This window comes from Burkholderia metallica (assembly GCF_902832845.1).
Lineage (GTDB): Bacteria > Pseudomonadota > Gammaproteobacteria > Burkholderiales > Burkholderiaceae > Burkholderia > Burkholderia metallica.
Genome location: NZ_CADFDB010000007.1, coordinates 270839 through 284193, shown reverse-complemented (window position 1 = coordinate 284193; position 13355 = coordinate 270839). Strand labels below are relative to the sequence as shown.

The following is a 13355-nucleotide window of genomic DNA, read 5'->3' as shown; positions in this document are numbered from 1 at the left end:
GTCGACGATAGCAAAAACGCAATCGAAGTTTAAATATCGTTTGTTTATGTCTATATTACGCGGCGCGATCGCGGCCGATGGCCTTCACGCATTCCGCGACGAGCGCCGGGCCGCGGTAGATGAAGCCCGTATAGAGCTGCACCAGCGCCGCACCGGCCGCGAGCTTCGCGCGGGCGTCCTCGCCCGAGAAAATACCGCCGACGCCGATGATCGGCACGTCGCTGCCGACTTCGGCGTGCAGCTTGCGGATCACTTCGTTCGATGCGTCGAACACCGGGCGGCCCGACAGGCCGCCGGCTTCGTCCGCATGCGGCAGGCCCTGGACGGCCGCGCGCGACAACGTCGTGTTGGTGGCGATGACCGCCTCGATCTTGTGGCGCAGCAGCGTGTCGCCGATTTCCTTGACCTGTTCGTCGTCGAGATCGGGGGCGATCTTCAGTGCGAGCGGCACGAGCTTGCCGTGCAGGTCGGCGAGGCGCTGCTGCTTGTCCTTCAGCGCCGCGAGCAGCGCGTCGAGCTCGCCCGCGCCCTGCAACTGGCGCAGGTTCTTCGTGTTCGGCGACGAGATGTTGATCGTCACGTAGCTCGCGAACGGGTACACGCGCTCGAGGCAGTACAGGTAATCCTCGGCGGCGCGCTCGATCGGCGTATCGGCGTTCTTGCCGATGTTCAGGCCGAGGATGCCGCGGTAGCGGGCGGCCTGGACGTTCTTCACGAACTGGTCGACGCCGTGGTTGTTGAAGCCCATCCGGTTGATCAGCGCTTCGGCCTGCGGCAGCCGGAACATCCGCGGACGCGGGTTGCCGGGCTGCGGGCGCGGCGTGACCGTGCCGACTTCGATGAAGCCGAAACCGAGCGCCGCGAGGCCGTCGATGGCCGCGCCGTCCTTGTCGAGACCGGCCGCGAGGCCGACCGGATTGCGGAACGTGAGCCCCATCACGGTGCGCGGCGCGTCGGGCACGCGGGCGGACAGCGCGCAGGCGAGGCCGGTGCGGCCGGCCGCGCCGAGCGCGCGCAGCGTGAGGTGGTGAGCGTCTTCCGCATCCATCTTGAACAGGGATGCGCGGGCCAGCGGATAAAGGGAACTGAACACGAGAATAGGGCGGACAGCCGGAATGAATGACAACCCGCTATTTTACCGGGAGTTGCGCGCCAAGGGCGGGGTTCGGTTCGTCGGTGCCGGTGGCGCGCGGTTCGTGCGCGGCGGTGGCGTCGGCATGGAGCTGAAACGACACCCGTTACGACACCCGTTGCCGGAGCGTGGCCGCGACGGCGCGCGGCTCGTCAACCGGACCCGGAATGCCCGCCCGGCAGCGGTGCGCGCGCCAGCGCCGCATCGACGGGCGGCACGTCGATCCGTTCCGGATCGAGGATCTTCCAGCGGCCGTCGATCAGCCCTTCCAGCGGGTGGAAGTTCGCCTTGTAGGCCATCTTCGGGCTCTCGCGGATCCAGTAGCCGAGGTACACGTAGGGCAGGCCGAGGCTCTTCGCCTGCTCGATCTGCCACAGGATGTTGTAGGTGCCGTAGCTCGTGTGCTGGTCGTCGGGCTCGAAGAACGTGTAGACCGACGACAGCCCGTCGCCGAGGATGTCGATCATGCTGACCATGCGCAGCTTGCCGGGCTCGCCGCCCGGCGCGTCGAGGTCGCGGAATTCGACGAGGCGCGAGTTGATCCGGCTCTGCAGCAGGAATTGCTCGTACTGGTCGCGGCTGTCGCGATCCATGCCGCCGCCCGCGTGGCGCGCGGACTGGTAGCGCATGTAGAGCGCGTAGTGCTCTTCGTCGTAGTGCAGCGGCGAAACCGTCGCGACGAGCGTGCGGTGCCGCTTCCACATCCGGCGCTGCGTGCGCGACGGCGCGAACGCGTCGACGGGCACGCGCACCGGCACGCAGGCCCGGCAGCCGTCGCAGTACGGACGATACGTGAACACGCCCGAGCGTCGGAAGCCGGCCTTGACGAGTTCGGTGTAGATGTCGGAATTGATCAGGTGGCTCGGCGTCGCGACTTGCGAGCGCGCGACGCGGCCGTCCAGATAGCTGCACGGATAAGGCGCCGTTGCATAGAATTGCAACGCCGAAAGCGGTGAAAGCGGCAGCTCAGTCGGGTGAGTCATGGGCAGCTCTCGATGCAGGGAAGGAGTGCCGCGCTAGCGCTCGATGCCGGAGGGGGCCGCCGGTTCGGTGCGGGCCGTCAGCGCGGCGAGCACGCGCTTGTCGAATTCCCACGGAATCGGCGGTTCGGCTACCGCGCGGCGCACGTGAGCGACAAAGGCCTTGCGTGCGATCTCGCGGCCGCCGAGCGACGCTAGATGCGACGTATTCTGCTGGCAGTCTATCATCTCCAGCCCCTGCTCGCGAAGGTGCGCGACGAGCGTGGCCAGCGCGATTTTCGACGCGTCGGTCGCGTCCGCATACATCGATTCGCCGAAGAACATCCGCCCGAACGACACGCCGTACAGGCCGCCCACGCGCCGCCCGTCGTGCCACGTCTCGATGCTGTGCGCGTTGCCGGAGCGGTAGAGCGACGTGTACGCGTCGATGATCTCGGCCGTGATCCACGTACCGCGCTGACCGCGGCGCGGCGCCTGCGCGCACGCGCGCATCACGCCGGCGAAGTCGTGATCGATGCGCACTTCCCACGCGGGGTCGCGCAGCACGCGCTTGAGCGTCTTGCGCAGCGACGGCGACACCTTGAATTCGGCCGGCACGAGGACCATGCGCGGGTCCGGGCTCCACCACAGGACGGGCTGGCCGTCCGAATACCACGGGAAGATACCGCGCAGGTACGCGTCGATGAGGCGCGACGGCAGCAGGTCGGCGCTCGCGGCGAGCAGCCCGGGCGCGCCGGTCGCCGGGCCGAGCGCGCGTTCGATGGGCGGAAACGGATCGTCCGGGCCGAGCCAGGGGACCATGGGGCGGGGGCTCAGCCGTTGCGCAGCGAGCGGAAGATATCGCCGGTGTGCACGCCGTAGTCGCCCGCGGCGCGATCGGCGAAGAAGAATCGCAGGGTCTGGCTGACGGTCGGGAACGCGATCTCGTCCCACGGGATGTCGGCTTCGTCGAACAGTTTCACTTCGAGGCTTTCCTCGCCGGCCTCGAACGCCGGATCGGTGAGCCGCGCGAGGTAGAACAGGTGGACCTGGTGCACGTGCGGCACGTTGAGCAGCGTGAACAGGTTCTGCACCTCGACGCGTGCGCCGGCTTCCTCGAGCGTTTCACGCGCGGCGGCTTCGGCCGTCGTCTCGCCCATTTCCATGAAGCCCGCGGGGAGCGTCCAGAACCCGTAGCGCGGTTCGATCGCGCGGCGGCACAGCAGGATCTGATCGCCCCAGAGCGGGACCGTGCCGACGACGTTGCGCGGATTCTGGTAGTGGATCGTGCCGCAGTGATCGCAGACGAAGCGCTCGCGGTTGTCGCCCGGAGGAATGCGCGCGATGACTTCGTGACCGCAGACGGAGCAGAATTTCATGTCGAGTGGAAGGGACGAGGTGATGCGAGTGTATCACCGGGGCGCGGCATTCTTGAACGCCTGCGCGTGCAGGTCGCGTGCCGCCCGAGGCGCAGCGCGGGTGCGCGAAGAGAAGCGGGGAGCGCGGCGGAAAAACAAAAAGCCCGGCACTGGGCCGGGCTTTTTGCATGAATCTGGGCGATTGGTTGCGGGGGTAGGATTTGAACCTACGACCTTCGGGTTATGAGCCCGACGAGCTGCCAGACTGCTCCACCCCGCGTCCGTCGAAGAAATGAATTATATGGGTTATCCCGTACGCGTGCAAGCGCTTTCTGACAATTTCTTGTCGCTGCTTGTGGGGCCGGTACCGCGGGTGCGTGCGCTAGAATCGAACGGTTTGTTTCGTTTCTTCGGCGGCGGGGCCGTGCGCGATCGCGTCGGCGCCGTTGCGACTCTCATTTCTGTATCGACGGATTCATGGACATCGCTCACGATCTGCAATCGATCGGCGCGCAGGAACAGGCGCTCGTGTTTCCCCATTTCGACGCGGCCCGCGCATGGGCGCTCGGTAGCCGAATGCATGCAATGGCCACGTCGCGCGGCCATGCGGTCGCGATCGACATCGTCACGTTCGGCCAGCCGCTGTTCTATGCGGCGCTCGCCGGCGCCACGCCCGACAACGCCGACTGGGTGCGCCGCAAGCGCAACGTCGTCGCGCATTTCCGCCGCAGTTCGTATGCGATCGGCCTGCGCATGCAGCAGGCCGGCGCGACGCTCGCCGACAAGCACGGATTGCCGATCGCCGAATATGCGCCGCACGGCGGCGCGTTTCCGCTGACCGTCGCCGGCGCCGGCGTGATCGGTTCGATCACCGCATCGGGGCTGCCGCAGCGCGCGGACCACGAATTCGTCGTCGAGGCGCTGTGTGCGGAGCTGGGTCACGACTACGCCGCTCTGGCGCTCGCAAGGACCTGAGCGATGCAGATTCCCGGTTACGCATGGCTCGCGATCGCGATCGTCGCGGAAGTGATCGGCACGTCCGCGCTGCGCGCGGCGGACGGCTTCACGCGCTTCTGGCCGTCGGCGCTCGTCGTCGCCGGTTACGGCATCGCGTTCTACTGCCTGTCGATCACGTTGCGCACGATGCCCGTCGGCATCATCTATGCAGTCTGGTCGGGCGCCGGCATCGTGCTGATCACGCTCGTCGCGATGCTGCTCTATCGCCAGGTGCCGGACCTGCCGGCCGTGATCGGCCTCGGCCTGATCATCGCCGGCGTCGTGGTGTTGAACCTGTTTTCCAAGATGCAGGCGCACTGAGCGTGCGACCGCCATTTGCCGGACAACCTACATGACCGATTCCACTTCCGCCGCCGTATCCGCCGAATCCACGCAGCCCGACGTACGCGCGTCTGTCGCGAACCGCATCGGCTTTCTCGAACTGAACCGGCCGAAGGCGCTGAACGCGCTGTCGGTCGGCATGATCCGGCTGATGCAGCAGGCGCTCGACGCATGGCGCGACGATCCGGAGGTCGTCGCGGTCGTCGTGCACAGCCCGCATCCGCGCGCGTTCTGCGCGGGCGGCGACGTGCGCTTCTTCCACGATGCGTGGCAACGGGGCGACCGCGATGCGGTCGACACGTTCTTCATCGAGGAATACACGCTGAACCACGCGATCTTCACCTATCCGAAGCCTTACATCGCGCTGATGCACGGCGTCGTGATGGGCGGCGGCATGGGGATTTCGCAGGCGGCGCGGCACACGGGCGGCCTGCGCGTCGTGACCGACTCGACGAAGATGGCGATGCCGGAAACGCGTATCGGCCTGTTCCCGGACGTCGGGATGAGCTGGTTCCTCGCGCGCACGCCCGGCGCGATCGGCCGCTACCTCGCCGTGACCGGCGCGACGCTCGATGCGGCCGGCGCGCTATACGCGCAGCTCGCCGACGCCTATCTACCCGATGCCGCGCTGCCGGCGCTGCTCGATACGCTTCGCGGCGCGCGCCTCGACAGCGGCGAGCAGGCCGTCGCGTGCGTGGCCGATGCGTGCGCTGCGCACAAGGTCGTGCCGACACCCGACACGTCGGCACTGGCCGACGCGCGCGCCGGGATCGACCGGCATTTCGCGCGGCCGGACATCCGCGCGATCCTCGCGTCGCTCGACGCCGAGCAGGATTGCGCGGCCGTCGACGGATGGGTCGAGAAGGCGACCCATGCGATGCGCGAACAGTTGTCGCCGCTGTCGATGGCCGTGTCGCTGGAAGTGGTCGAGCGTGCGCGCGGCGCGACGATGGCCGATTGCCTGCGGCGCGATCTCGATCTCACGCGTTCGACGTTCGCGCGCGGCGACGTGATCGAAGGTGTGCGCGCGCTGATCGTCGACAAGGATCATCAACCGGTCTGGCGTTTCAGGTCGGTCGCCGACCTCGATCGCGCAGACGTGCTCGCGATGTTCGACAGTCCGTGGACGCCCGACACGCATCCGCTGCGGAATCTGAAGGACTGACGTCGAGCGGGTGAACTGAACCCCGAGCCGGACATGAAAAGGCCGCCTGCATAGGACATGCAGGCGGCCTTTTTTCGTGATGTCGACCGGACCGTGATCGACGGGCGCCGAGCGCGTGCGCCCGTGTTACGCGTCGCCTGTGTCGTCCGACATGAACGCACGCATGAACACGAGTGCGCCGAAGCCCCATACCGCGTTCGCCGCGAAGCCGGCGGCGAGCACCGGCATCATGTTGCCCGACGGCCAGATGCCGCGCAGCGGATCGATCGCGAACACGCGGGCGGCCGTGAGCACGATGCCGCCGAACACCAGCGCGCCGATCCACGACGCCTCGCGTTCCGGCGACACGCGCAGCAGCCACGCCATCGGGATCGCACAGCATGCACTGATCAGCGCATTCGCGACAAATTCAGGAATGCCGAGCGGCGCGAACGGTTGCGTGGAGAAGCCGGTGGCTGCGATCAGGTCGGCGGTATGAAGGAGTGCGAGTGTGGCTTCGCGGAAGAACAGGGCGGCCAGGAAGCCGGACAGGAATGGCAGGATGACTTTCTGCATCGATGAGTGCACCGCAGGCGCGCACGGCCGGGGCCGTCCGCGCGGAGTTATTCGGATAGGATCGTCATTATAGGGCCCCGCCCGTCTCGATATTCGCTCCAGCGTCGTGCTAATCACGAAAGCGGAAAACCTAAGCTCAAAAAAATCGTTCCAAAGCCCTGCGCCGATCCCTAGACTGATTTCCCAGAAACAGCCGTGCCATCGCGTCCTCGCCCGCGGCACGGCCTGACCGGCGAGCCATCCCGATTCGAACGCACAGCATGCATGCGCCGCGCATCCGCGACGCGAGCAGGGCGATGTTTTTTCAAATTCCGGCACGAACAGTCAAGCAGGAGCAGCAGATGAATGTGTTCTGGTTTATCCCCACGCACGGCGACAGCCGCTATCTCGGAACAGCGGAAGGCGCGCGCGCCGCGACTTACGATTACTTCAAGCAGATCGCGGTGGCGGCCGATACGCTCGGCTACGAGGGCGTGCTGCTGCCTACCGGCCGTTCGTGCGAGGACGCGTGGGTCGTTGCGTCGAGCCTCATCCCGGCGACGCAGCGCCTGAAGTTCCTGGTCGCGATCCGTCCCGGCATCGCCTCGCCGGGGCTGTCGGCGCGGATGGCCGCGACGTTCGACCGCCTGTCGGGCGGCCGCCTGCTGATCAACGTCGTGACGGGCGGCGATTCCGCCGAGCTCGAAGGCGACGGCCTGTTCGCGGATCACGATACGCGCTACGAAATCACCGACGACTTCCTGAACATCTGGCGCGGGCTGCTGTCCGCATCGCACGACAACGGCGGTTTCGACTACATCGGCAAGCATCTGCAATCGAAGGGCGGCAAGACGCTGTATCCGCCCGTGCAGCGTCCGCACCCGCCGCTGTGGTTCGGCGGTTCGTCGCCGGCCGCGCATGCGATCGCGGCCGATCACATCGACACCTACCTGACCTGGGGCGAGCCGCCCGAAGCCGTCGCGAAGAAGATCGCCGATATTCGCGCCCGTGCGGAGGCGCGCGGCCGCAAGATCAAGTTCGGCATTCGTCTGCACGTGATCGTGCGCGAGACCGAGGACGAAGCCTGGCGCGACGCCGAGCGCCTGATCAGCCGCCTCGACGACGAAACCATCGCGCGCGCGCAGCAGGCGTTCGCGAACATGGATTCGGAAGGCCAGCGCCGCATGGCTGCGCTGCACGGCGGCAAGCGCGGCGGCCGCGAGGCGCTCGAGGTGTATCCGAACCTGTGGGCCGGCGTCGGCCTCGTGCGCGGCGGCGCAGGCACCGCGCTCGTCGGCAATCCGGAGCAGGTCGCGGCACGCATGCGCGAATACGCGGATCTCGGTATCGAGACCTTCATCCTGTCCGGCTATCCGCATCTGGAAGAGTCGTACCGTTTCGCGGAGCTCGTGTTCCCGCTGATCAAGGGCGACGGTGCGGCGAAGGCGACCGGCCCGCTGTCGGGCCCGTTCGGCGAGATCGTCGGCAACAGCTATCTGCCGAAAGCGGCCCAGAGCTGAGCGACGGGAGGCTTGCGATGACAACGAAAACGTCGACGACGGGCGCGGCCGTGGCCGCCCGCGCATGGCGCGGCGTCGCGCCGTGGCTCGTGCCGCTCGCGCTGCTGGCGGCATGGGAAGTCGGCGCGCGTGTCGGCTGGCTGTCGACCCGCGTGCTGCCAGAGCCCGTTGCGGTCGTGCGGGCGGCGTGGTCGCTCGTGACGTCGGGCGAGATGTGGGCGAACGTGAAAGTCAGTACCTGGCGCGCGCTGTTCGGTTTCGCGATCGGCGGCGGCGTGGGTCTCGCGCTCGGGCTCGCCACCGGCTTGTCGAAGGCGGCCGAGGTCGCGCTCGATTCGACGATCCAGATGATCCGCAACATCCCGGCGCTCGCGATGATTCCGCTCGTGATCCTGTGGTTCGGCATCGACGAGAAGGCGAAGCTGTTCCTCGTTGCGCTCGGGGTGTTCTTTCCGGTCTACATCAACACGTACCACGGGATCCGCTCGGTCGACGCGAACCTGATCGAGATGGCGAAGAGCTACGGCGTGCGCGGTTTTGCGCTGTACCGCGACGTGATCCTGCCCGGGGCGTTGCCGTCGATTCTCGTCGGCGTGCGTTTCGCGCTCGGGCTGATGTGGGTGATGCTGATCGTCGCGGAAACGATCTCCGCGCAGTCGGGCATCGGCTACATGACGATGAACGCGCGTGAATTCCTGCAAACCGACGTGGTGGTGGTCGGGATCCTGCTGTACGCAGTGCTCGGCAAGCTGGCCGACGTGCTGGCGAAATGGATCGAGCGCGTGACGCTGCGCTGGCACCCCGCTTACCAATCAGGAGCAAAGGCATGAATGCGACGACTTCGGCGGCCGCCTACGGCACGCTCGCCGGCGCAGATCTCGAGGCCGAACTGGCGCAGGCGCGCGTCGCGGACGGCGACGCACGGGACGCGGCGATCCTCGAACGTGACGGCGGCGCATCGGTCGTGCCGCTCGCGCGGCGGCGCGCGGGAAACCCGGCAGCCGACGACGCGGTGACGCTGTCGGGCGTCAGCAAGCGCTTCGGCGCGCGCACGGTGCTCGACAACGTCGAACTCGGCATCGCGCGCGGCAGCTTCGTCGCGATCGTCGGCCGCAGCGGCTGCGGGAAATCGACGCTGCTGCGTCTCGTCGCCGGGCTCGAGCAACCGAGCAGCGGCGTGCTTCAGACGCACGGCGACGGCGGCGGCGTACTCGATACGCGGATCATGTACCAGGATGCGCGCCTGCTGCCGTGGAAGACGGTGCTGCAGAACGTGATGCTGGGCCTCGGGCGCGGCGCGCGCGACCAGGCGCGCGCGGTGCTCGATGAAGTCGGCCTGCTGGAACGCGCGAACGACTGGCCCGCGCAGCTGTCGGGCGGCCAGCGGCAGCGTGTCGCGCTGGCGCGTGCGCTCGTGCACCGGCCGCAACTGCTGTTGCTCGACGAGCCGCTCGGTGCGCTCGACGCGCTGACCCGCATCGAGATGCATGCGCTGATCGAGCGGCTGTGGCGCGAACATCGGTTCACCGCGCTGCTCGTCACCCACGACGTACAGGAAGCCGTGGCGCTCGGCGACCGCATCCTGCTCATCGAGCAGGGGCGTGTGGCGCTGGATCAGCCGGTGCCGCTCGAGCGGCCGCGCGCCCGCGCATCGGCCGCGTTCGCGGCGCTGGAGGATCGCGTGCTGCAACGCGTGCTCGCCGGCGGCCCCGGCGCGGCCGATCCGCGCGCGGTGCACGCGGCAGACGACGTTCGACCGGTCGGGCAGATTCGCTGGGCCGTTTAAATCCGGGCGGCAGCGGCCGCCCGTTCTGAGATCTTTTTCTTCGGAGCGATCAACCTGATGAGCATCACTGCAATCAACGTACGTAACCAGTTCAAGGGCAAGGTGAAGGAGATCATTCGCGGCTCCGTGGTCTCCGAGGTCGACGTCGAGACGCCGTTCGGCATCGTCACGTCGGTGATCACGACCCGTTCGGTCGACGAGCTCGAACTGAAGGTGGGCGCGGAAGTCGTCGCGCTCGTGAAATCGACCGAAGTATCGATCGCGCGCCTCTGAGCCCGCGTGGCCGCGCCGGTGCGGCGCCGCGGGCGATCTGCCCGCTGGTGCAGCCCGGCACGGGCGCAGCGCGTTTGCCTCGGTATTCGACGTCCGGACGAAGTGCTAGGATGGAGCGACACCGACGCCGGAGGCCAACGCATGACCCCCATCCTTTCCCCCGAAGCCATCGAGGCGCTGAAGTGGATCGACCAGTTCGGTGAAAGCCGGCCGGTTCCCGCCGCGTTCGACGACGTCGTCTACGCGTTGCTGAACGAGGGGCTGATTTATCAGGCGGCGGCCGGCCGGGTCGACCTGACGGCCGATGGCAAATCCTTTTTGTCCGACGAATACGATTGAGCGCGCGGCGCCGGCCGCGCGGGCGGCCTGGCGCTGCGTCGCCACGGAGCGTGCGATGGAACCGAGAGGCAGCGACCTCGGCGATTTCAGCGAGCCGTACCGCGGCTTCGAGATCGAGGTGAAGACCGAGCAGGTCTGGGACGGCGAGCATGCGCACTACCGTGTGCTGCAGGGCGATGCCGTGCGGATCGACTGGCGGCTCGTCAAGGTCGACGGGCTACTGCTGACCGAACGGCGCGTGATCGAGCGCGTGCTCGATGCGGCACGGCAGGCGGTCGATGCGGAGCTGGGCGACGGGTAGCCTGCGTGCGGGGCAGGCATGTCCGATGATGCGTTAAAATGTCAGGTTGTTTCCGCGCCGTCTGGCTTGTTGCCCGAAATCCATGTCCGTACCGTCCTCGCTTCCTCCTCGCCGCGTCTCCGTCGCGCCCATGCTCGACTGGACCGATCGCCATTGCCGGTCGTTCCACCGGACGCTGACGCGCGACACCTGGCTGTATACGGAGATGATCACGACGGGCGCGCTGCTGTTCGGCGATGCCCAGCGACATCTCGCGTTCACGCCGAACGAGTCGCCGGTCGCGCTGCAGCTGGGCGGTAGCGAGCGCGACGATCTCGCCCGCGCCGCGAAGCTCGGCGAGCAGTGGGGCTACGACGAAATCAACCTGAATTGCGGATGCCCGTCCGAGCGCGTGCAGCGCGGCGCGTTCGGCGCGTGCCTGATGAACGAGCCGCAGCTCGTCGCCGACTGCGTGAAGGCGATGCGCGATGCGGTGTCGGTGCCGGTCACGGTCAAGCATCGGATCGGTGTCGACGCGGTCGAGGACTACGCGTTCGTACGCGACTTCGTCGGCACGGTGGCCGACGCGGGCTGCGAAACGTTCGTCGTCCACGCGCGCAATGCGATCCTGAAGGGGCTGTCGCCGAAGGAGAATCGCGAGATTCCGCCGCTCAAGTACGACTATGCGTACCAGTTGAAGCGCGATTTCCCGTCACTCGAGATCGTCATCAACGGCGGCATCACGACGCTCGACGAGGTTGCGCAGCATCTCGAACATGTCGACGGCGTGATGCTCGGCCGCGAGGCGTATCACAACCCGTACGTGCTGGCGGAAGTCGATGCGCGCTTCTACGGATCGACCGCAGCGGTGCCGACGCGTGAAGAGGCGGAGGCGAAGCTGATCGAATATTGTGCGGCCGAACTGAAGCGCGGAACCTACCTCGGCGCGATCGTGCGGCACGCGCTCGGACTGTATCGCGGCATGCCCGGCGCTCGCGGCTGGCGTCGTGTGCTGTCCGACAACAAGAAGCTTGCGCGCGGCGATCTGGCCGTGTTCGACGAGGCACGCGCGCATCTGAACGAGGCAGAAGAAGTTTTTGAAAAAAAAGCTTTGCAAGATTCAAAAGTGTTCGTATAATCTTGTTCTTCGCTGCTGAGACGCAAAAGCAGCGAAGAACAAAAAGCAGTAACAGTGGTGGCTGTAGCTCAGTTGGTAGAGTCCAGGATTGTGATTCCTGTCGTCGTGGGTTCGAGTCCCATCAGCCACCCCAAAGAATTCTGAGCAGTATCAAGTCGTTGAAAACGGCACTGTCCCAAAAGGCAGTGCCGTTTTTGTTTTGGCATTCCCAAATCGGGAATGCCACGCCTCTTCACATGACGAGCGCTACCCGATCCTTGTGCTTTCCACTCAGCCGGTCAACGCCACGACGCTCCAGTTTCTGTTCCATGAAGAAGGAGCAGGGCGAATCGAGAATATCCCGAGCGTACTAAAACGAAACGCCGATTTCCCGGCAACGAATAACGCCCCCAAACGCTCAACCCATCCTCACTGATCGACCGCGTTGCTCGCCATCGTCGCTTGAGTCGTTCGCGCATTTCTAAAAACCACCCACGACCACAAAGCGCCGCCCGCCACTTTGGCGACGAATTGCAATGCGGCGATCGTCGGAAACACAGTGCCGAACGCAATGAGCGGAAAGATGACGGAGTCGACAGCCGCACCCGCGACGTTCGCACCGTTTGCGCGCGCCAGTATCGGAAAGCGACGTGCGAGTTGAAATACGACTGCACTCGCCATTGCTGCCGAACCGAACGCCACCAGAGATGCGACGGCGATTTCCTTCGCGGCGGGATTGAGCGCGTAACTGACGACGCCGGCGGCCGCGATCAATGCAAACATCCGCGACCAGAGCGCGCGTCCGCGCCAGTCGAGATGGAGCCGGTCGCGAATCGCGAGATCGAGTCCGATCAGCAGGAACGCGATGATCGGTGTAGCAGCCGGGCCAAAATGAGCAACCATCAGGTTCGCGACGGCGACCGCTGCGATGTAGATCAAGACGTACATGATTCCCCTGCAATAGAAAGTGCGCACTGCGTCGATTCGGAGCCGAAGTTTGCCATACATGTCCGATCGGACGGCCTGGTAAGCCATTACTCGCCGGCCGGAATAAATCCGGAACGATTGACTGAAGACCAGGGTCGGTCGCGACGAGAGATCGTCACCGTGCAGCCGGTTTCAGTCGAAGCATGTGCGACGCGACAGGGTATGGCCGCATCCGGTCGACGTGACGTGGCGAAGTTTCCTTTCCCGGCTAAGGTTCGGGTTCCCCGTGCCGTTATCTTTCATGGACAGCCCTCGTGCCTCGAATGCTGATCCGTGTTCTTGCCTGCTCGCGTTCCGCGCGAGCAGGCTTTTTTCGTTTGCGGCCGCCGTTTATCGGCTGAATGGCGGAATGGAACAGGGACTTGGCGCGAACCGACAGTGCGTCACGGTCTTTCACAGTCTTTCATTGACGTAAGGTATGCACTTCCTCGTGCCCTTATGCTTTGCAGGGCCGTTCGATCCCGACGACCGATGACGGTGTCGGGATTTTTTTTTGCCTGTATCCCGTTGCACTGGCAACGAGTTGCGCAGGCCGATCGTTCCTGAAAGACGTCGCATCGTTTGATT

16 protein-coding genes and 2 tRNA genes are annotated in these 13355 nt (G+C 66.0%); 11 read left to right on the top strand and 7 right to left on the bottom strand.

Annotation, left to right across the window (positions count from 1 at the left end; genetic code table 11):
- Positions 1 to 55: 55 nt before the first annotated feature.
- The 5 genes from HWX08_RS21080 to HWX08_RS21060 all read right to left on the bottom strand — a co-directional run bounded on the left by HWX08_RS21080 (position 56) and on the right by HWX08_RS21060 (position 3729).
- Positions 56 to 1093, bottom strand: coding sequence for a quinone-dependent dihydroorotate dehydrogenase (locus HWX08_RS21080; protein ID WP_069256523.1), 1038 nt, complete (start codon positions 1091 to 1093; stop codon positions 56 to 58).
- A 191-nt stretch (positions 1094 to 1284) separates the two neighbouring features.
- Positions 1285 to 2115 (bottom strand): arginyltransferase, encoded by an 831-nt coding sequence (locus HWX08_RS21075; protein WP_069256524.1) that lies wholly within the window; start codon positions 2113 to 2115, stop codon positions 1285 to 1287.
- Positions 2116 to 2148: 33 nt separating this feature from the next.
- Positions 2149 to 2913 carry a leucyl/phenylalanyl-tRNA--protein transferase gene (gene aat, locus HWX08_RS21070; RefSeq protein ID WP_069256525.1) on the bottom strand — a complete coding sequence of 255 codons (765 nt, stop codon included), beginning with the start codon at positions 2911 to 2913 and terminating at the stop codon, positions 2149 to 2151.
- Positions 2914 to 2924: 11 nt separating this feature from the next.
- Positions 2925 to 3470, bottom strand: coding sequence for an NUDIX hydrolase (locus HWX08_RS21065; RefSeq protein ID WP_069256526.1), 546 nt, complete (start codon positions 3468 to 3470; stop codon positions 2925 to 2927).
- A 182-nt stretch (positions 3471 to 3652) separates the two neighbouring features.
- A tRNA-Met gene (locus HWX08_RS21060) sits at positions 3653 to 3729 on the bottom strand.
- A 197-nt stretch (positions 3730 to 3926) separates the two neighbouring features.
- Between HWX08_RS21060 and HWX08_RS21055 the strand changes: the two genes are divergently transcribed.
- Genes HWX08_RS21055 through HWX08_RS21045 form a run of 3 tightly spaced genes read left to right on the top strand, consistent with a single transcriptional unit; the run spans position 3927 to position 5952 of the window.
- Entirely contained in the window at positions 3927 to 4424 is a 498-nt protein-coding gene (locus HWX08_RS21055; protein WP_174921144.1) for a heme-degrading domain-containing protein, read from the top strand.
- A 3-nt stretch (positions 4425 to 4427) separates the two neighbouring features.
- Complete coding sequence (locus HWX08_RS21050; RefSeq protein WP_069256528.1) at positions 4428 to 4766, top strand: DMT family transporter; 339 nt, start codon at positions 4428 to 4430, stop codon at positions 4764 to 4766.
- A gap of 31 nt (positions 4767 to 4797) precedes the next feature.
- Positions 4798 to 5952 (top strand): enoyl-CoA hydratase/isomerase family protein, encoded by a 1155-nt coding sequence (locus tag HWX08_RS21045; protein ID WP_174921145.1) that lies wholly within the window; start codon positions 4798 to 4800, stop codon positions 5950 to 5952.
- Between the two features lie 126 nt (positions 5953 to 6078).
- Here HWX08_RS21045 and HWX08_RS21040 read toward each other — a convergent pair whose 3' ends face one another.
- Complete coding sequence (locus tag HWX08_RS21040; RefSeq protein ID WP_069256530.1) at positions 6079 to 6507, bottom strand: hypothetical protein; 429 nt, start codon at positions 6505 to 6507, stop codon at positions 6079 to 6081.
- A gap of 341 nt (positions 6508 to 6848) precedes the next feature.
- On the opposite strand from HWX08_RS21040, the gene ssuD reads away from it, so the two are divergent.
- From ssuD to HWX08_RS21000, 8 genes are all read left to right on the top strand, one after another.
- Positions 6849 to 8006, top strand: coding sequence for an FMNH2-dependent alkanesulfonate monooxygenase (gene ssuD, locus HWX08_RS21035; RefSeq protein ID WP_107311308.1), 1158 nt, complete (start codon positions 6849 to 6851; stop codon positions 8004 to 8006).
- Between the two features lie 17 nt (positions 8007 to 8023).
- Positions 8024 to 8836 carry an aliphatic sulfonate ABC transporter permease SsuC gene (ssuC, locus tag HWX08_RS21030; protein ID WP_174921146.1) on the top strand — a complete coding sequence of 271 codons (813 nt, stop codon included), beginning with the start codon at positions 8024 to 8026 and terminating at the stop codon, positions 8834 to 8836.
- Positions 8833 to 9792: an ATP-binding cassette domain-containing protein gene (locus tag HWX08_RS21025; RefSeq protein ID WP_069256532.1), complete on the top strand. Its 960-nt coding sequence runs from the start codon at positions 8833 to 8835 to the stop codon at positions 9790 to 9792. Before ssuC ends, HWX08_RS21025 begins: the two co-directional genes overlap by 4 nt.
- A 57-nt stretch (positions 9793 to 9849) precedes the next feature.
- Positions 9850 to 10065, top strand: a complete 216-nt coding sequence (locus tag HWX08_RS21020) for a TOBE domain-containing protein (RefSeq protein WP_006476104.1) — start codon at positions 9850 to 9852, stop codon at positions 10063 to 10065.
- A gap of 141 nt (positions 10066 to 10206) precedes the next feature.
- Positions 10207 to 10404, top strand: a complete 198-nt coding sequence (locus tag HWX08_RS21015; RefSeq protein WP_021161569.1) for a hypothetical protein — start codon at positions 10207 to 10209, stop codon at positions 10402 to 10404.
- 55 nt (positions 10405 to 10459) lie between these two features.
- Positions 10460 to 10705, top strand: coding sequence for a hypothetical protein (locus HWX08_RS21010; RefSeq protein ID WP_069256533.1), 246 nt, complete (start codon positions 10460 to 10462; stop codon positions 10703 to 10705).
- Positions 10706 to 10835: 130 nt separating this feature from the next.
- Entirely contained in the window at positions 10836 to 11822 is a 987-nt protein-coding gene (gene dusA, locus HWX08_RS21005; protein WP_244122748.1) for a tRNA dihydrouridine(20/20a) synthase DusA, read from the top strand.
- A gap of 57 nt (positions 11823 to 11879) precedes the next feature.
- Positions 11880 to 11955: transfer RNA gene (locus HWX08_RS21000), tRNA-His, on the top strand.
- A 275-nt stretch (positions 11956 to 12230) separates the two neighbouring features.
- Here the strand turns inward: HWX08_RS21000 and HWX08_RS20995 are convergent.
- Entirely contained in the window at positions 12231 to 12749 is a 519-nt protein-coding gene (locus HWX08_RS20995; RefSeq protein ID WP_236858194.1) for a VUT family protein, read from the bottom strand.
- Positions 12750 to 13355 lie beyond the last annotated feature (606 nt).